Annotated in this window: 14 protein-coding genes; 13 read left to right on the forward strand and 1 reads right to left on the reverse strand. The window is 34.8% G+C overall.

The window, feature by feature from the left end; all coding sequences use genetic code 11:
• Window positions 1–3 precede the first annotated feature (3 nt).
• From FNE73_RS03495 to FNE73_RS03545, 11 genes are all read left to right on the forward strand, one after another.
• Window positions 4–1,440, forward strand: coding sequence for a helix-turn-helix transcriptional regulator (locus FNE73_RS03495; RefSeq protein WP_143883376.1), 1,437 nt, complete (start codon window positions 4–6; stop codon window positions 1,438–1,440).
• Between the two features lie 234 nt (window positions 1,441–1,674).
• Window positions 1,675–2,094, forward strand: coding sequence for a hypothetical protein (locus tag FNE73_RS03500; RefSeq protein WP_143883377.1), 420 nt, complete (start codon window positions 1,675–1,677; stop codon window positions 2,092–2,094).
• 45 nt (window positions 2,095–2,139) lie between these two features.
• Window positions 2,140–2,715 carry a hypothetical protein gene (locus tag FNE73_RS03505; protein WP_143883378.1) on the forward strand — a complete coding sequence of 192 codons (576 nt, stop codon included), beginning with the start codon at window positions 2,140–2,142 and terminating at the stop codon, window positions 2,713–2,715.
• Window positions 2,716–2,929: 214 nt separating this feature from the next.
• Window positions 2,930–3,283 carry an MliC family protein gene (locus FNE73_RS03510; RefSeq protein ID WP_143883379.1) on the forward strand — a complete coding sequence of 118 codons (354 nt, stop codon included), beginning with the start codon at window positions 2,930–2,932 and terminating at the stop codon, window positions 3,281–3,283.
• A 26-nt stretch (window positions 3,284–3,309) separates the two neighbouring features.
• Window positions 3,310–5,217 carry a hypothetical protein gene (locus FNE73_RS03515; RefSeq protein ID WP_143883380.1) on the forward strand — a complete coding sequence of 636 codons (1,908 nt, stop codon included), beginning with the start codon at window positions 3,310–3,312 and terminating at the stop codon, window positions 5,215–5,217.
• A 32-nt stretch (window positions 5,218–5,249) separates the two neighbouring features.
• Complete coding sequence (locus FNE73_RS03520) at window positions 5,250–5,603, forward strand: MliC family protein (protein WP_143883381.1); 354 nt, start codon at window positions 5,250–5,252, stop codon at window positions 5,601–5,603.
• Between the two features lie 26 nt (window positions 5,604–5,629).
• Window positions 5,630–6,877 carry a hypothetical protein gene (locus FNE73_RS03525; protein WP_143883382.1) on the forward strand — a complete coding sequence of 416 codons (1,248 nt, stop codon included), beginning with the start codon at window positions 5,630–5,632 and terminating at the stop codon, window positions 6,875–6,877.
• 36 nt (window positions 6,878–6,913) lie between these two features.
• On the forward strand, window positions 6,914–8,374 hold the full coding sequence (locus tag FNE73_RS03530) for a hypothetical protein (protein ID WP_143883383.1): 1,461 nt from the start codon (window positions 6,914–6,916) through the stop codon (window positions 8,372–8,374).
• A gap of 392 nt (window positions 8,375–8,766) precedes the next feature.
• A complete protein-coding gene (locus FNE73_RS03535) occupies window positions 8,767–10,725 on the forward strand; it encodes a hypothetical protein (protein WP_143883384.1) in 1,959 nt (652 codons plus the stop codon).
• A gap of 205 nt (window positions 10,726–10,930) precedes the next feature.
• The gene (gene prfB / locus FNE73_RS03540) at window positions 10,931–12,043 is read left to right on the forward strand and encodes a peptide chain release factor 2 (RefSeq protein WP_143883385.1); all 1,113 of its coding nucleotides are present in this window, start codon (window positions 10,931–10,933) and stop codon (window positions 12,041–12,043) included.
• An 86-nt stretch (window positions 12,044–12,129) separates the two neighbouring features.
• A complete protein-coding gene (locus tag FNE73_RS03545; RefSeq protein WP_143883386.1) occupies window positions 12,130–12,846 on the forward strand; it encodes a DedA family protein in 717 nt (238 codons plus the stop codon).
• A 27-nt stretch (window positions 12,847–12,873) separates the two neighbouring features.
• Here FNE73_RS03545 and FNE73_RS03550 read toward each other — a convergent pair whose 3' ends face one another.
• The gene (locus FNE73_RS03550) at window positions 12,874–13,734 is read right to left on the reverse strand and encodes an alpha/beta hydrolase (protein WP_143883387.1); all 861 of its coding nucleotides are present in this window, start codon (window positions 13,732–13,734) and stop codon (window positions 12,874–12,876) included.
• A gap of 142 nt (window positions 13,735–13,876) precedes the next feature.
• Between FNE73_RS03550 and FNE73_RS03555 the strand changes: the two genes are divergently transcribed.
• Both FNE73_RS03555 and dnaE read left to right on the forward strand, forming a co-directional pair.
• Window positions 13,877–14,785 carry a DUF808 family protein gene (locus tag FNE73_RS03555; protein ID WP_143883388.1) on the forward strand — a complete coding sequence of 303 codons (909 nt, stop codon included), beginning with the start codon at window positions 13,877–13,879 and terminating at the stop codon, window positions 14,783–14,785.
• Window positions 14,786–15,202: 417 nt separating this feature from the next.
• Window positions 15,203–19,870 carry a DNA polymerase III subunit alpha gene (dnaE, locus tag FNE73_RS03560; RefSeq protein WP_143883389.1) on the forward strand — a complete coding sequence of 1,556 codons (4,668 nt, stop codon included), beginning with the start codon at window positions 15,203–15,205 and terminating at the stop codon, window positions 19,868–19,870.
• Window positions 19,871–20,042: the final 172 nt, after the last annotated feature.

Raw genomic sequence — 20,042 nt, forward strand, 5'->3', positions numbered from 1 at the left:
ATTATGAAATATCTTTTTTTTATTTTATTATTTGCTGGTTTTTCTTCGTTTTCACAATCAAAGAAAGACTCAGTTATAAAGAAAAATCTTGCAGAAGCCGAATACTATTTAGACAATTTTGATGATTATAAATGCTTTGCTAAAGCTTATGAAGCTTATAATCTGGCGAAAAATAATAAAAAATATACTGCAGAAAGTTGTATATATATGGCTTCCAGCAGTGTAAATTTAAATTTATACAGTCTCACCCTAAAATACACGAAAATTGGATTGCTAAATTGTAATGATGAAGATTATTTTCGCAAATCTTTATTATATAATATCGAAGGTGCTACATATTATGATTTAGGAATGTTTAATCAATCATTAAAAAGTTTACACAAAGCAATTGCTATTTTAAGAAATACTAAAGATGATTATTTGAAAACGTCTAGTGAGATTAGAAATTATCAACATCTTATAGTGGTTCATGAAAAAATGAATAATATAGATTCTATAAAGCTATATGATTCTAAAGAACGTAGCCTTATTGATAAACTTCCAATAAATACGTTTGCAGATCTTCATGTAAACTCTCATTATCTAAGGGTTCTAAGAGCTTTGAATTTTAATAGAAGATCAGAAGCGTTACAATCCTTAAATAGCAGTTATGATATATGCATGAAATATGATGATAAGTCTTTATATATCTATTACCACGGTATGGGCAAATACTACGCTTCAATAGATAAAGAAAAAGCCCTGAATTTCTACTTAAAATCAATAAATGCGATGGAAAAATATAATATTCAGGCTGGTTTTTCAGAACCGTACCATGATGTTTCAAAGCTTTATGAAGAACTTGGAAATAGAGCGAAACAAAACCAGTATCTCAAAAAATATGTTTATTATCAGCAAAGAGAAAAGGCTATTAAGGATAGAAATGTTGATTTGGTATTAGAAATGACATTGAATGATCAGAAAAAGAAAGACACTCAATTACTTAAAAACATCATGTGGCCTGCAATATTTTTACTTTTGATTATTACGATTGCCGTTACTTTTTTTATTAGAAAATTGAAACTCAAACAAAGCAAATTGAAGAACCACCTTACTGAAAAATATAATGAAGTAGAAGAGTTACAGGTGAAAGCAAATGTATCTTTTTCTGAGGTTGTGGAATATGCAAAAAATAATGATCCTCTTTTTTGGGCAAGATTCCAAGAGTTGTATCCTAATTTTTTAAATAAAATGCTTGTTTTAAATTCTAAACTAAAAGTTTCTGAGCTAGTTTTGTGTGCTTATATCTATTTAGGGTTTTCTAATAAAGAGATTGCAGAATATACTTTCAGATCTTTAAGAACAATAGAAAACAACCGTTACAATCTCCGTAAAAAATTAGACTTTTCCAAAGATGAGGATTTTACTGTATGGATCAGAAAACATATTGATTCTGATTAATTATTTGATTATCAATTGTTTAATAAATCAAGTACTCGTTGAGTAGTTGATTTTTTTTGTTTATACAGCTATTACTGTTTCTTTGCTGTCAGAATATTTATGTTCCCAAATACGATATAATTTAAAGGTGAGCTGCATGATTTAGTTTCTCACAAATACAAAACAAAAACAAAGAAACAATGCCAATATTTGATAATGAGAGAATTTGTTTCTTGTGTAATATTTAGAATTAAAATGGATAATTTAAAAATCAAAAGTTTTTTTTGTATTCTTATAATTATTTTTTCGTTTTCTTGCGCCTCAGAAGATGAAACGCAGACTATAGATCCGCCTGTTTGGATTCTTGGAAACTGGGCAGAAAAGAGTTTTATAAGATACCGCTTTACCAATAACGATTTTATTACGATAGATAGCAACGGAAAAGATTATAGTTTTTCCAGCTATCTTACAAGAGGTAGATTTTTTCTGAAAACTAAATCTGATACTGAATATGCTTTTTCTTTCAGAGGAAACATTGTAAACGGTACAATTGGCTCTCATAATATGCCAAACTCAAACTTTCAGAATCAAGAAGATTTTACTTTTTACTTTAAAAAAATCAACGAAAATACAATTGTTGATGCTCAGGGAAAAGTTTATGAAAGATTTCCGTGATCAATTAGAGAGTTAAAAAAGACTTCATAGAAGATATATAAAACAATGATTAATAAAATAGCTTTTGTTATAAGAATAAATAGTAACAGTAAGTATAGGATACTTATTGCTGTTTTATTATTGTTAATTGGGAATAATTTTTTTGGGCAAGTTTTGTATGTTACAGGTCATACTTTGGTGCACGGCGAAAACAATATCACAATAATCAATGCTGATTCAATTCAAAGCCCAATAGTTGATACTTATGCTGAAGTACAAATAAAAAAGGTTTATTGGAAAACCAATGATCCAAAGAAAAGATTGCTAAGAAAATTAGCCAATATTACAAAAAAGGATAAGATAAACGAGGTTTCTCAATCTATCAAAAAGCAAACAAGCAATTATACTATACTACCGTCTAAAACGAATAGTGACTTTTCGTTTGTATATCTTTCATTATCAGAAAAAGGATGCGTAACAGACCAATTAAAGAGATACCAATCAGGTACTCTAAATAATTATAGCAAGCTTTTTATTCATTTTTCCGGCTACTCTGTATTGCATTATCTGAAGTATCAAAATAATTTTGCTTCAGTAAACCATCGCTCGAGTTTTTCAGTAAGACCTCCGCCATTTTCATAATTTCTTTTATGGTGCATATATCTTCCCAGTTAATGCACTTTTTACATATTTGTAAATCATTGCAAGGCTTTTTTATTAAAAAATAAGCACAGTCAACTGTTGTCTATTGTTAAATTATTTTTCATAGATCTACAATAATAGTTAGACTTGGCTTTTATTTCAAAAATGGGTTATTAATTTATACTCTAAAGAATTGCTAAAATACTGAACACAAATGAAGAAGTTATCAATAATTGCAATAAGCATTTTGCTGTTATCCTGCAAACGTAACGAGCAATCAAAATCATTAGAAATTTCCAGAAATACTGATATGATTTCATCTGGAAATATTATTCCTGATGATTTAATACACGATACTTTAACCACCAACAAAGGGTATCTGGTGAATATAGTTTTCAATAATGCTACCAATACGGTTTCAATATTTTATGAAGGAGGTCATGTTGAGCTTAAAGGTCAGCAAACAGCTTCAGGAATAAGATATACAGGTGACGGTTACGAATTGCTAGGCAAAGGAAGTTGCTTAGAACTAAGAAAAGACAATAAAACCATCGCAAAAAAACAATAAACGTAACCTTTTTACAATTTAACACAATGAAAAAACAATTATTAGCAGTAGCACTTCTTGCTACAGGTCTTTTTTTTGCCCAAGAAGGCAGAGTGGGGATTAATACCACAACACCACAAGCTACTTTAGATATCGTAGGGAAGCCTGCGGTAGCAACAAATGTAGATGGTATCATCGCACCAAGATTAACAGGTGCTGAGTTAAGTGCAAAAGATGCAGTTTATACCTCAGCCCAAACAGGGGCATTAGTTTATGCTACAAGTGCAGCACCCAATAGTGGCAAAACCACTAAAGTAACAGCAGCAGGATATTACTACTTTGATGGAACAGAATGGGTGAAAGTAGGAAGTGGATTGCCTGTTACTGACATTAATCTTTATAAAGATAACGGGACACTTACTTCTAACAGAACTGTTACTTTAGATGGTAAAACCTTGACGTTCGATGGAAGCAATGAAAAAACTACTATTTCTCCTACTGGAGGTTTAACACAAGAAGGGAAAGTTAACGTAGCTAATATTACACTTAGATCTCCTGATAACAATTCGAATGGAAAATCATCAAGTTTATTCATACAATCTTTTTCAGAAACTGCTGCACAGATTTTAGCAGGAGACGATGCTTCTTCTCTTACTATAGGAACACATTTTACTAGTGCTCCAGCTCCCATCATTTTTAATACTACTACAGCAACCAATGTTCTTGGAACTGAAAAAGCAAGAATTACTAGTAGTGGAAATATGGGAATAGCCACTAATCTTCCTACTCAAAAATTAGATGTAAACGGCAATGTGCGTTTTAGAGGTGTGCCTACCACAACTAGTTTAGCAGCGGGTGATACTTTTTTAGTATTGGAATCAGACGGTACTGCTAAAAAAATTACGAATCCTGCAGGCAATGCAGTTATTACCGCAGAAAATGGTCTTAATAAAACTGTTGCAGGGGCAGTACGATTAGGCGGAACGTTAGATGCCAATACAATAATTACACAAGCCGATAAAACATTAGCGCTGACAGGAACAGCAGCCAACGCATTTTCTGTTGATGGAAATACATTTTCTGTAAATGCAGCTAATAACAGAGTTGGTATAGGAACAACTACACCAGAAAGGCCCTTAGAAATAGTAACAGGAGATGGCACAGGTTTTCAACACTCTAATGGCACAATAAAACTAAGTTCTTATGTAGATAATACTGGGGCTACTTTTGGTACAAATACTAATCATAATTTTAAATTGATGACCAATGCGAGTACAAAAATGCTAATTACTCCAACAGGTAATGTAGGGATTGGTACCGAGTCACCAAACACCAAACTACATATAGCAAGTACAGCCAATCCGCTTACGATGACAGGTGTACAAACCGCTGCAATAGCAGATGATATCTTAACGATAAGCAACACGGGTGTAGTAAGAAAAAACTCTTTAGATAATTTATTGAACGAAAAATCAATCCCTACCCCTGCTGTTTGGTTTTTAACAAACCAACAGAATAATTTTTTAAATGGTATTGCTGCAGGAAATACTGTTGTAACACCTATGACTTTATTAAAGAATAACATCCCTGGATTAACCTATAATGCATCTACTAGTACTATAACATTCCCAGCTGGTCTTTTTCAGATTTCTTATATCTATGAAGGTCTTCATAACAACACAGGCTGTACTATTAGCTCATACATAGTAAATTTTCCTGATACAACTGCGGCAGGTGATGTAATACCTGCTGGAACTAGAATTCACTCCACAAGCTCTCATAATCAAGGAGGACAATCTAACCATGGGGGTACTGTAACCTATACAGCAAGACTTAATGCTGGGCAAACATGGCAAATAAGATTCGGAAGAGGACAATCAGGAAATTGCACTGGTACTGGCGGAGAACTCTATGCAAAAAGAACCCAATTAAGTATAATTAAAATTGGTGAATAAAAAAATACATTCTAAAAACAAACCATACACAAATGAAAAAAACAGTATTTCTTTTGGCAAGCATACTTCTAATGTCTTGCACAAAAACAGAAAAAAAAGAACCACTAAGCAATTCTAAGGATACAGAAAATTCTGTAACTAAATCTGATATTTCAGAAGATTTGGTAATGGATAGTCTTTTCACTAAAGAAAAGGAAAAAATAGATATTATTTTCGATAATTCTAGCCAAACAGCCACTGTACTTTTTGAAGGTAATCAAGTACAACTAGAAGCACAAAAAACCGCTTCAGGAATAAGATATACAGGTAGCGGTTACGAATTACTAGGCAAAGGAACTGCTCTAGAATTAAAAAAAGACAGTATAACCATCGCAAAAAAACAATAAACATAATCTTTTTAAAATTTAACACAATGAAAAAACAATTATTAACAGTAGCAATTCTTGCTACAAGTCTTTTTTATGCGCAAGAGGGCAGAGTGGGTATCAATACCACTGACCCTAAAACTACACTTGATGTGAGAGGCAAAGTGGGCTCCGATGGTAAATCTCCTTCAACTGAAATTACGGGTTTGCAAGCACCAAGATTAACCAGAGAAGAATTGACCAATAAAGCAGCCATCTATGGTACAGATCAAAGAGGTGCATTAATCTATATTACAGATATTACAGGAGGAAACGCAGATTCAGCCTCACCAAGAAAAAATGTAACCTCTGTAGGATATTACTACTTTGATGGGATAGAATGGATAAAAATAGGCTCTGGTTCTGGAACAACCAGTATAACGGCTGATAATGGTCTTACGATGTCTACCACGAACAATGCGCAATTAGGAGGTACACTATTGAAAAATACAGATGTTGCGTTAGGTAATTTTAAACTTAATTTTACTGAAACAGCCACAAACAACGGAAGTATTCTTGTCGGAACTTCTGCACCTACAGGAACGGGAGGTGTAGGTGCACCAACCGAAAAGTTAAGATTAGATGTAGATGGTATGACCAGAACTGATAAGCTTACTGTAGGAGGTTCTACCTCTCTTACAGTTGCTGCTGCGCATATCAGAAATGAGAAATCTTCTGAGCCCATTTTGGTACTAACAGGAACAAATTCTAATGCTTCAATAAATACAGGACTCCCTCTAAGAAAATTTGAGGTAACAGATGATGGTAAAGTAGGGATTGCTGCGCCAAACAGTTGGATTCAGACCTCTGGAACAACTCGCCCAACAGAATCTTTAGATGTGGGTGGAAATGTACGTTTTAGACAAGTGCCTTCTGGTACAGAAACAGCAGGAGACAAAATGATGGTGTTGGCTTCTGACGGCACAGCTAAGTTATTACCACTGCCATCACCATCAACAAGCTTAAATATATCTCCTGTAATTACAGCAGGTAGTGCAACACCTGTTTCAGCAACTTACGATGTTTTATTATTAGATATAAATGTCCCAACTCAAACAGTTACTTTACCAACATCTGCTAACGGTATTGCTGTTGGTAAAGTTGTGTATATATCACAAAAAGGCAGTGCGACAGTTACTATTAAGCCGCTTGTAAGAGAAGGAAGTCATGCAAATTTAGATGGTAGTTCAGGGGGTACTTATATTTACATAGGAGGTACGGGAGATGGCTCTTGGATTCGTGCTTCAGGTTACTAATTCTATTGATAATCATTCAATTAACAACATAAAAAAATGAAAAATAATTATATTAAAATAAAATTTTTAGTTTCAGGTCTTATTCTTGCCACAGCAAGTTTGTCGTCTGCACAAGTTAGAATTGTAAATACTACTACACTTCAAGAAGCAGTTAATAGTTCTGCTTTTATTGATGCTTCATCCAATTTTACTCTAAATGAAACTCCAAACATTGGAAAAGGTATGCTTTTTCCCAGAACAGATTTATCTAGATTTACTTCTTTTGGGGGTGCGCCTATAGGAATAGGAAATTCTTATCCTACTCGTTATGATGGATTGATTGTCTATAACATCAAAGACGGTGGTAAAGCAGGGGTAGGTGCTACTGAAGGCGAATTAAAGCCGGGTTTTTGGTTTTATGAAAACAAGTCTACAACAACCAATGGTGGTACTTGGAAACAAATAAGTAGTCCTACTACCAATTTGCTTACTATCGCAGGAGCTACACTTACCAGCACCGTAAATGGTGTTACTAGTACAGTTACTTTACCTGCCGCAAACAGTGGAGTAGATAACCCGGCCAACAACGGTCTTAGCAAAGATGGTACTACTGTGCAGCTTGGTGGTAGTCTGCTAAAAGATACTTCTATTGAGCTAAATGATAAGAGCTTAAATTTTACTGGTGCACAAGGAAAAATTGGGGTTGGTACCAATAATCCATTGTCTAAATTCAATATTCAAGGAGGCGCTTTAAGTATTGGAGACCTAACAAATTATTCTGGTGGTTTACAAGTGGTAAACCAAAATGCTGATAGAGCTATTATGCGAGTTTATTCTTCTAATAATACAGAAAGATTTACGATACAAGAGAACGGAAATATCGGTATAGGAACTAATAACCCTACTAGAAAATTACATATTGATGGTAATATAAGGATAGAAAATATGATTGAGGGTGATGTAAATAATGGAGACAGAGTCCTTGCAATAGCTATCGATGGAAACGTGAAAAGCGTAGCTGTTAACGAAATTCTTAACAGTGAACCTAGATTTATCAATGCAGGGAATATAGAAGGAGAAAGAGTTATAGCAGAAGGGGTAACCAATCTAATTGATGGCGCACAAATTAATGTAACAGTACCTGCAAATACAACTTATAAAGTAGTAGTTTCAGGAAATGCTGTAGTGCAACACCCAGTAAAGGTTAATGATCCTCAAGCGCCAAACTTTACCTATGGAAGTGGGCAGTTTCAACTTAGAGTTAATGGGTCTACTGTAGCAACTGTAGGTACAGGATTTTCAACACGGAAAATAACCGAGTTAAATCCTACTCATTGGCAGTCTACAGGTAATGCTACTACATTGAACCACGTTATCGAAATCAATAATACAAGCGGTTCTCCAATAACCAGAACCATCAATGTTCATTATTGGGCAAAAAATACTACTACAGGATTAGCTAATAAAAATCATCAAGCATTTTTTAAAGGAACTTTCCAAACGTATAGAATGCCATAAATCAAAAATTAAATAATGCTGTTCCTGCAGTCGGTATTGTAGGGACAGTTGAGAAAACATGTATAATTAATTTTTATTTATATTTTAATTATTTGTATTAATTTAAGTGTATATTTTATAATATGTGGTATTTATTTTTGTTTTTTAAAAATTATATTGCTAATTTTACATCTAAATTATAATGATTATATGTTTTTATTATTAAGACATATATATAAACAAATAGGTTAATAATATGAATTTATTCGGTAGAAGAAATAAGAATGACCTATATAGCTGTTTACATAAATAAAAATTTAATCTTTTTTCTCAAATTTTTATTAGTCTGTATAGTATTTCTTATTCAATTATTTTGAATTGTAATGATACGTCTAATTAAAAATTTGAGAAAAATGAAAAAAGTTTTATTTTCAATTATGTCATTAGTATCTGCTTTATGTTTGGGACAAGAAGGCAGAGTAGGTGTTAATACCACAGATCCCAAAACTACAATGGATGTACGAGGCAAAACAAATGCCTTAGGAGTTTCCTTAGCAACAGACATTACGGGTCTGCAAGCACCAAGATTAACAAGAGAAGAATTAACCAACAAAGGAGAATTGCTCTACGGAACAGATCAAAGTGGCGCTTTAGTTTATATTACAGATGTTACAGCAGGTACAGCTTCAGGACAAAGAATTAACATGACTACATCCGGTTATTACTATTTTAATGGATCGCTTTGGGTTAAAATAGGAGCAGGAGATCCTGCTCCAGAAATTAATCTTTACAAAGATGATGGCACTCTTACTAATAACAGAACGGTAACACAGAATGGAAATAGCCTTGCCATAACAGGAACCAACCAAAGAACAGTTTTTTCTCCTAATGCAGGAATTTCACAAGAAGCTCTAGCTAGCTCAACCACTGGATTGGCTAACATCATTATTACTTCTCCCGATAGAAATAGTAATGGAACAGTCTCTAGACTTAGTTTGCAGTCTTTTCCAGAATCAAATGCACAAGTATTTGCAGGATTGGATGCTTCCACATTAGATGTGGGTTCAAACGCAACTACTAACCCTGTTCCACTTCGTTTCTTGACGAGTTCGGGATCTGGTGCATTAGGCACAGAAAAAGCAAGAATTGGCGCTGATGGCAGAATGGGCATAGGGGTTACTATACCTTCAGAATTATTAGACGTAAATGGTAATGTAAGATTCAGAAGCGTACCTACAGCAACTGCCTTAGCAACTGGCGATGAATTTTTGGTTCTATCATCAAATGGAACTGCAAAAAAAATTACCAATCCGGCAGCCAGTAGCATTGTTGATGCTCAAAACGGACTCACAAAAACCCCAAGCAACTTCGTAGAACTAGGTGGTGATTTAACCAGAGCTACAACGGTTTCTAATCTTTCTGCAACCAATACAATGCAATTTACTGGTACTGGTATTAATGCTTTTTCGGTTGACGGCACTACTTTTTCTGTAGATGCAGATGCAAATAGGATCGGGATAGGGACTGCTGCTCCTACGCAAGCTTTAGATGTAAGAGGAAATATAAATGTAGAAAATGCAAATGCGGGAGTGGTGGTTAACTCAACAGATTCTACACCTTCTAGATTGGTTCTAACAAGAAGCAATGGAGGAGTAAATCTTGCTGCAAATGATGAAATAGGCAGAATTAATTTTAATGGGAGAAGAAATGGAGCTGTTGCCACACTTAGCACAATACTCTCTACTTATGAAGGAAACGGAACTACTAATCTTACAGGATATGAATTTTACAATAACGGTATTCTCACTACACCATCTTTGGTGCTTCGATCTACAGGAAATCTCGGTGTAGGTGTTGTTTCTCCTTCTGAAAAATTAGATGTTAACGGGAACATCAAATTTTCTGGTGCCTTAATGCCTAATAATGATCCTGGAACAAATTTTCAGATCCTAAAAAGTACAGGTTCAGATAGTCCGCCTGTTTGGTCACCAGATGTTAATACACTTGGAAATGGAGCAGGCCGGGTAAGTTCTGCAAATGGGGTAAGCACTACTATTACACCATGTAATACTTCAGCAGCAAATAAAAATGTTACTTTAATTAGAGTGTTTTCTAATTTAGATGGTCTTAATAATGGATTGTACCTTGAACTTCTAGTTACAACGGGAGCCAATACGGGTGTTCAGGAGTTGCATAACTTGAGGTTTAATGGTGGTACAACTACTGCTGATACATCTACTGCGGGTACTTGGACGTATAACTTAGGAAATGGTATTTTTAGAGTGATACTTTCTGGTACAAACAGACCTTTTACGGTTAGATTTGAAGGCGCATCGTTTGCAGGGAATATTGTTTACGAATGTTTGAGATAAATTTTTTAAAATAGTCGCTTAATAGCATTAAAATTATCTTATACAAAATCAAGCCCATTGCATTTGTGATGGGTTTTATTATTTGTTAATTAGTCTTTTATGTTTTTTTATTCCAAAAGTATAAACGGAAAACTTAAGTAAAATACCTTGCAGTCATCTGTTTTCACTCTTAAATTATCCGTATTTTTGCAAAAATTATAGAATCGTGATTAATAACGACCAGATAAAAGAAGTACAGTCAAGAATTGAAGACCTTCATAGGTATTTGCAGATTGACAAAAAAAAGATAGAAATCTCAAATGATGATGAAAAAACTGCTGCTCCGGAATTTTGGGACAATCCCAAGACTGCCGAAGTTTTCTTAAAACAGCTTCGCTCTAAGAAAAAGTGGGTGGAAGATTATGAAGAAATCAATACACAGTTTGAGGATCTTCAGGTTTTGATGGAATTCGCTAAAGAAGATTCCGATTCTGAAAAAGAGCTTGACGAAACTTTTCCAAAACTTTTGGAAAAAATTGAAGATCTTGAGTTTAAAAATATGCTTTCTAATGAAGGTGATGAGCTTTCAGCAGTTCTGCAAATTACAGCAGGAGCAGGAGGAACCGAAAGCTGTGACTGGGCTTCAATGCTGATGAGAATGTATACAATGTGGGCAGAAAAACAGGGGTATAAGATTCGGGAACTCAACTTTCAGGAAGGTGATGTCGCCGGAGTGAAAACGGTGACGCTTGAAATAGAAGGTGAGTTTGCTTTCGGATATCTAAGAGGTGAAAACGGTGTACATCGTTTGGTAAGAATTTCACCGTTTGATTCTAATGCCAAACGTCACACAAGTTTTGTTTCCGTATATGTTTATCCTTTGGTAGATGATACGATAGAAATCAATATCAATCCTGCAGATATTTCTTTTGAAACCATGCGAAGTTCCGGAGCAGGAGGACAGAATGTAAACAAGGTGGAAACAGCGGTTCGCCTTCGTCACGCCCCAACAGGAATTATTATTGAAAACTCCGAGTCCCGTTCTCAGCTTCAGAATAAAGAAAAAGCAATGCAGTTGCTTCGCTCCAGATTATACGAAATGGAACTGGAAGAAAGAATGAAAGCACGAAATGAAATAGAAGCCAACAAAATGAAAATAGAATGGGGAAGCCAGATCAGAAATTACGTAATGCATCCTTATAAATTGGTAAAAGATGTACGCTCAGGATATGAAACTTCAGATGTAGATGCAGTAATGAACGGTAATCTGACTCCGTTTCTGAAAGCATTTTTAATGGCAGATGGAACAGCCGTTTCAGATAATGATGTAGACTTATAAATCTCATGTCAGAATTTTCGTTAAAAAGTGCTAATATATTTCCTTTTCAAAAGGATTAAGCTTATTTTTGCTACTTATCATTACATATGGAAGATATCAATAGCTGGAAAGATTTATTAAACCCGGAACTCTACATTAAAATGGGTGGGTTTTGGCTGATTTTATTTATTGTTTTTGCTGAAACAGGCTTGTTTGTAGGGTTTTTCCTTCCCGGAGATTCACTGCTTTTTGTTTCAGGAATTTATGCGGTAGAAATCATCAGAGAGACTTTCGGTTCTACCGGTAGTGATTTTTTAGATACTACATTACTGGCAACAGCCGTTGCAATTGCTGCCATTGTCGGGAATCAGGTAGGATATTGGTTTGGGCGCAAAACAGGTCCTGCTTTGTATAATAAGAAAGATACCATGCTTTTCAAGAAAAAATATTTGTATCAGGCGCATGATTTCTTTGAGAAAAACGGAGCTTTAGCAATTATCATGGCAAGATTTTTACCGGTCGTAAGAACTTTTATGCCGATTGTTGCGGGAATTGTACAGATGGACAGAAGGCAATTTGTAAGAGATAATGTGATTGGAGGTATCTTATGGTCTTTTATTCTGATTTTTGCAGGGCACTACCTGAATGAGCTGTTTAGAGCACAATTTGGAATTGATCTGAAAGATAAACTTGAATTTATTATTATTGTAATCGTATTAATTACTACTGTTCCGGTAGTTCTTAAATTTGTATTTGGAGCACCAAAAGGAAATCCTAAACTGGAAGATGAAAGATTGGATGAATTGATTGATAAAGAAGATTAATATAATTTAATAGCCTGCATTTGCAGGTTATTTTTTTATCCATTCCAAAATTGCAGGATAAATGATGCTGTCTCTCTTTTTACGGTTGAAAAATCTTGGAGCGTGTCCCGTTTTATCCATAAAAACCAATTGGTGCGAAATATTTTTTTCAGTAAGTACAGAATCTAATGCTAAACCTTGTCTGTAATTAACCAGAAAATCCCGATTACCCTGAAACAGCAATGTAGGAACATTACTTACATTTGCAATCGGACTGGCTGTTTTAAATTCTTCAGAAAGATTTTTTCGGTTAAATTTTGTTCCCACCATTTTCTGTACAGTTCCGGATGTGTACCGGGAATAAAAAGAGTTGAGATATTCGTCTGTATAAAAATCTGTTGGACCGCTGAGTGAGATGATTTTTTTTATTCTTTCGGGGTTTTTATAACCATAGAGCAAAGCCAGATGTCCGCCTGCACTTTCTCCTAGAATAATGTAGTTATCAGGATTGAGTTCTGCTTTTTCAGATAGCGAATTAAATTTTTCAATGGCTGACTGTATATCTTCCAGCTGCTGTCGGTAAGTAATGCTTTTTGCAACCAGCCTGTAATTTATATTGATACTTGGGATATTGTTTTCAAAAAGGAACTTCTGAATTTTAATCATGTGTTCTTTTCTTCCGTATTTCCATGCACCACCATGCACTATAAGTACCACCGGAGAATCCTTCGGATATTCTGCGGGCAAAAAAACATCCATTTTCTGGCGCTTATGTTCGCCGTATTTCAAATTGTAAATTTTCTGACTATCGTTTCCCACCCAAACCCGGAATTTAGTGTTACAAGAATTAAGAATAAAACCAATAAATCCAAGAACAAAAATAGGGTATTTCGGGATTAGTTTTTTCATACAGTAAAGGTAAGGAGAAATATGAATCTATTGTGATCTGCAAAATAGTTTTCCGGAAAATAAATCTATCCCGTCATATATTTATATACCGAAAAATATATACTTTTGCATCACTTAACAAAGATTAAAAATTTATTAAAATATGGCATCAGGTTTTTTTGCGATTTTAGATGATATTGCTGCTTTGATGGATGATGTAGCCGTTACAAGTAAAATTGCGACTCAAAAAACAGCAGGAATATTGGGAGATGATCTGGCTGTAAACGCAGAGAAAGCAACAGGTTTTCTTTCATCCAGAGAAATTCCGGTGTTGATGAAAATTATGAAAGGCTCCTTCATCAATAAGCTTATTATTGTTCCTTTTGTTTTTCTTCTGGAGTGGTTGTATTCTCCGGCGATTAATATTATTTTAATCATAGGTGGATTTTATCTAGCTTATGAAGGTGTAGAGAAAATTGTAGAATTTTTATTTCACAGACAAAAAAAAGGGCATGAGGTAATTAAGGAATCTGATGATATTGTTGAGGAAGGCGAAGTGGCAGAAAAAGCTAAAGTAAAATCTGCGGTAACCACTGATTTTATTCTTTCACTGGAGATTGTGATTATTGCTCTTGCTGCTGCAAAGACCGGGTATGAAAGTCTTAAATCACAATTTGATCCTTTGCTGGTAGAAATTGTTACTGTTTCTGTGGTTTCAATTATTGCAACAGTAGGTGTTTATGGTATTGTAGCATTAATTGTGAGGATGGATGATGCAGGTTTTAAATTAATTAAAAAAAGTAATGATAAAGGTTTTTTTGCAAAACTAGGGCATTTGCTTGTGAAAGCACTTCCTTGGGTTATTAAAGCTTTGGGAGTAATTGGTACTATTGCGCTGATTTTGGTTGCGGGCGGAATCTTTGACCATAATATTGATTATCTGCATCATGCATTGCCAACTTGGAATGAAATGCTGAAGCAAGTTATTTTCGGTTTAGCGGGTGGCTTAATTGCTTTATTGATCATCTCAACGGGAAAAAAAATATATTCTTTGGCAACTAAAAAAGCATAGAATTATTTTAATTGAAATATCATCCTCTTTCCTTTTGGTAAGAGGATTTTTTTTGCCTTAATTTTAACTAACCTGAGTTCGGGATAAGTTTTCTTAAACGCAATGTTAAACAAAGAGATTCAATTATCAAGAATTCAGCTTTTAAGATATACAAAGGCGTAAAACTTATCAAAATAATACCATTTTTTGTCTTTTTTCAATAAACGAAGTGTCTTTGTTTAGCTTAAAAACTTTCAAAAAGTAAAAAATCTTTTGTTTTTTTTGCGATAAATTAATATGATGCTATAAATCAGTTATTTAAATTTATTTCTTATCCCGAACTGAGGTTAACTAATAACTGTCAGGTCATATCTTGTTATAACTAAAAAAATACCCTAACTTTACATTCTTTTTTAATTAAAAAGCTAAGAAAATTACATGTATTTAGTTTTTGATACCGAAACAACAGGATTACCTAAGAATTTCAACGCACCGCTTTCAGATTCAGATAACTGGCCCAGAATGGTTCAGATTGCATGGCAGCTGCATGATGACGACGGAACTTTAGTTGAAAATCAGGATTATATTATAAAACCGGAAGGGTACGATATTCCCTTCAACGCTGCCAGAATTCACGGGATTACCACGAAAATTGCCAATGAAGAAGGTCGTGATCTTGAGGAAGTTCTGAATGAGTTTGCAGAAGTTCTTCAGAAAGTAAGAGTGGTCTCCGGACACAATGTGGAGTTTGATTACAATATTGTAGGAGCAGAATTTTTCCGCAAGAGTATAAAAGACAACCTTCAGGATAAGCCAAAAGCAGATACCATGATTCTGGGAACAGAATATTGTAAGCTTGGAGGCGGAAAAGGCGGAAGATACAAATCTCCAAAACTGGAAGAATTATACGAAAAGTTATACGGTCATAAATTTGATGAAGCCCACAATGCAGCAGCCGACGTAAATGCTACAGCACAGGTTTTCTTTGAAATGATGAGAATCGGCGTGATTCCGGCTGAAGTTTTAAAGATTTCTGAAGATCAGCTTTCTTATTTTAAAGCACTTCATCCGGATCCGGTCAAGCCTTTTAATATTGTTATCAGAAGGCAGGTTGCAGATTTTAATAATAAGAAAAAACAGAAAGATTTCGGAAGTATTGATGAGATTGATCTCGGAAAATATTTCAACTTTGATAATCACAGTGTTTTTTCCACTTTATCGGCGACTTCAAGTATTAATGATTTGATCAAAAAAGCTACAGATGATCAGTTTCCTGCGGTCGGAATGGTCGATCTGGGAAATATGATGGGAGCTTTTAAATTTGTTTCGGCAGTAGAAGCCGCAAATGGCGACAGAGCAAAAAAGCATAAAGAATATTTAGCCAAAAAGCAGGAAGCAGAAGAAAACGGAATTGAGTTTAATGAACCTGAACCAGTTTCTGAACCTTTAATTCCGGTAGTAGGCTGCGAGTTCTATATTTCAGACCGTTATGAGCAAAAACAATTTACCAAAGACGATCCTGACCGCAGAACACAGGTTGTTTTGCTGGCAAAAGATTTTAACGGATATAAAAATCTGGCAAAACTTTCCAGTATAGGATTTTTAAAGGGTTTTTACTTCGGTGTTCCGCGTATCAGCCGTGAATTAATTGCTGAATATAAAGAAGGAATAATCGCATTAACGTCGGGAATTAACGGAGATATTCCTGATGCGATTTTAAATACCGGTGAACAGAAAGGGGAGGAGCTTTTCAGATGGTGGAAAGGTACTTTTGGTGATGATTTTTATGTTCAGATCCAGAATCATAAGCTGCCAGAAGAAGAGCATTTGAATGATGTTTTGCTGCATTTTGCAGATAAATATAATGTTAAAATATTAGCTCAGAACGAAACTTTTTACACCAATAAAGACGATGCCAATATTCAGGATATTGTAAGCTGCATTAAAGATGGTGAAAAACTGACAACACCTGTTGGAAAAGGTTTTGGAAAAAGAAGAGGATTGGCAACAGGAGAATATTATATCAAAAACGCAGATGAAATAAAAGAAGCTTTTCTGGCTTATCCTGATGCATTTGATGCTTACGAAGAATTTACATCGAAATTTAAACCTTATACTTTAAAAAGAGATGTTCTTCTTCCGAAATTTGATATTCCACAGGAGTTTGTGCATCCTGAAGATGAGATAGACGGCGGAAAACGAGGTGAGATGGCTTATTTAACCCATTTAACCTACGAAGGAGCCAGAAAAAGATATGTTGAAACCGGAATTACGGATGAAATAAAAGAACGTCTGGATTTTGAGCTCGAAGTTATTGCCAATACAGGTTATCCGGGTTACTTCCTAATTGTTCAGGATTTCTGTAATGAAGCTAGAAATATGGGTGTTTGGGTTGGTCCTGGTCGTGGTTCTGCAGCAGGTTCTGCGGTAGCTTACTGTATTGGAATTACCAATGTAGACCCTATTAAATATGATCTCCTTTTCGAGAGATTTCTAAATCCTGAAAGGGTTTCCATGCCCGATATTGATATTGACTTTGATGACGAAGGAAGAGACCGAATCATCAAATGGGTAATTGATAAATACGGACAAAGTCAGGTAGCACAGATTATAACTTATTCTGTATTGGGAGGGAAATCTGCAATAAAAGATGCGGGAAGAGTACTGGATGTGCCAATTCCCGATACGAACAATATTGCAAAGCTGATTCCTCCGAGTCCGGGAATGAATATCGCCAAAGCTTTATCAAAATATGATAAGCTGAAACCAGAAGAGCAGCAGCTCGTGGATGAAATGAGACTTGTTTTAGACAGTCCTCACGATCCCCGTCATGATGTTTTGGCAAGTGCGAAAAAAATGGAAGGCTGCATCAGAAATACCGGAATCCACGCATGTGGAGTAATTATCACACCGGAAGATGTAAGTAATCTTGTTCCGGTCACAATTGCCGCAAAAGATGCAGATATTCTGGTTTCTCAGTTTGATAACTCGGTAGCGGAAAGTGCCGGTCTTCTGAAAATGGACTTTTTGGGGCTGCGAACTTTAACCATTATAAAAGATGCATTAAAACTTGTAAAAGCCAGATATGGGATTGATATTAATCCGGATGAAATCCCGTTGGATGACACAAAAACGTATCAGTTATTCAAAGAAGGAAGAACAGTCGGAATTTTCCAATATGAAAGTCCCGGAATGCAAAAATACATGAGGGAGCTTAAGCCTACGGTTTTTGCCGATCTTATTGCTATGAACGCATTATATCGTCCTGGTCCTATTAAATACATTCCTAATTTTATTAACAGAAAACACGGTATTGAGGAGATTGTCTATGATTTACCGGAAACTGAAGAATATTTAAAGGAAACTTACGGAATTACTGTTTATCAGGAGCAGGTAATGCTTTTATCCCAAAAACTGGCAAATTTTACCAAAGGTGAAGCTGATACGCTGAGAAAAGCAATGGGTAAAAAGCAGATTGATGTTCTTAATAAAATGTACCCTAAATTTATAGAAGGCGGAAGAAAAAATAGCCTTAATGAAGAAAGATTAGAAAAAATCTGGAATGACTGGAAAGCATTTGCCGAATATGCCTTTAATAAATCTCACTCTACCTGTTATGCATTGATTGCCTATCAGACAGCATATCTTAAAGCCAATTATCCTGCGGAATATATGGCGAGTGTGATGAGTAACAACATCAACAATTCAGATTCTATTACCATGTTCATGGAAGATTGTAAGAGTATTGGTGTAGACGTTTTAGGACCGGATGTAAATGAATCTCAGTATAAATTTTCAGTAAACGAAAAAGGACAGATTCGTTTTGGTCTGGGTGCGATTAAGGGAATTGGCGAAGGTCCGAGTGAAGCGATTACGAAAGAAAGAGAAAATGGAAGATTTAAAAATATTTATGATTTTTTTGAAAGAATTCTGCCGTCTCAGATGAATAAAAGAGTAGCTGAAAGTTTGGTTTTGGCAGGTGCCTTTGATGAATTGGATTCTTATCATCGAGGACAGTATTTTGATATTGATATGTCGGGAAGAACAAATCTTGAAAGACTGATCCGTTATGGACAGAGCTTTCAGGAGAGTAAGAATGAAATGGAAAATTCTCTATTTGCTGATTTTGCTGAAGAAGTTCAGATCGAACAGCCTAAGTTGCTGCCTTGTCCTGAATGGCCGAATATGCATAAATTAAATAAAGAAAAGGAAATTATCGGATTTTATCTTTCTGCACATCCGCTGGATGAATTTAAATTTCAGTTTCAGTTTATACAGGGAGAGCTTTCAAAAAAAGCAGTACTCGAAAAAGGGGATGATGTAAAAGCAGTCATTGATGAAGTGCCGATTCTTGAACAGGAAGCACCGGAAGATGTAGCTGATCTGATAGAAATAGTTTCAGATGAAGTCTTGACAGGTGAAGAGGAAATTATAGAAGAAATCGTGAAAAAAGCTGAGCCTAAAGGAGTGTTTGGTTTTCTGAATCTTGATGAAGTAGATGCATATAAGGAACAGGCTTTTGCCAATAAGCAGGAGGAATTGTTTGAGGAAAAGAAAAAAGACTGGAAAACCATACAAAAAGAGAGGGAAAATGGTGGCGGAGGAAAAGAATATACTGTGGCGGGTTTGATTACAGAATATGTTGTAAAAGACGGCTTTCGAAGTGGAGAAAAAGTAGCATTTCTTACATTGGAGGATTACTCAGGATCATATTCTTTCAGGCTGGGAGACCGGGATTATATGAAATTGAAAGAAAAACTCGAAGTACAGCGTTTTGTGATTTTAAAAATAAAATTTGCTCAGGTAAAAGACGGAAGGGTATTTGTAAATGTGGTGGATGTGATAGAACTTCAGGAAGCATTTGAGCGTTATGCAAAAAGTATTTCTTTGGTAATGGATGTAATGGATTTCCGTCCTGAAGATCTCAATTTTTTCCGTAGAGTTTTAGAAAAAAATCAGGGATCGCAAAAAATCAAATTTTATATTAAGAATATTGAAGATGACTCACAGATTGAATTGCAGTCTATGAAACAATCTGTAAATCTTAACGGAGAACTGATAAAGGAAATTCAGCTGTTAAATAAATATGAGTTTTATCTGAACTGATTTATTTAATAATTTTTTGAGTGGCTTTAAGCCACTTTTTTTATTTAGAATTTTAATAAATTATCTTTCTGATAAAAGTTACTTTTTTAGTTTTAAAGATATTTACCATGGTTTAAAGTTATTGATAATCATTATTTTATATTTTTAAGAATACTTAAGTTTGAAAAATAAT

The organism is Chryseobacterium binzhouense (genome assembly GCF_007474545.1).
In the GTDB taxonomy this organism is placed as follows: Bacteria; Bacteroidota; Bacteroidia; order Flavobacteriales; family Weeksellaceae; genus Chryseobacterium; species Chryseobacterium binzhouense.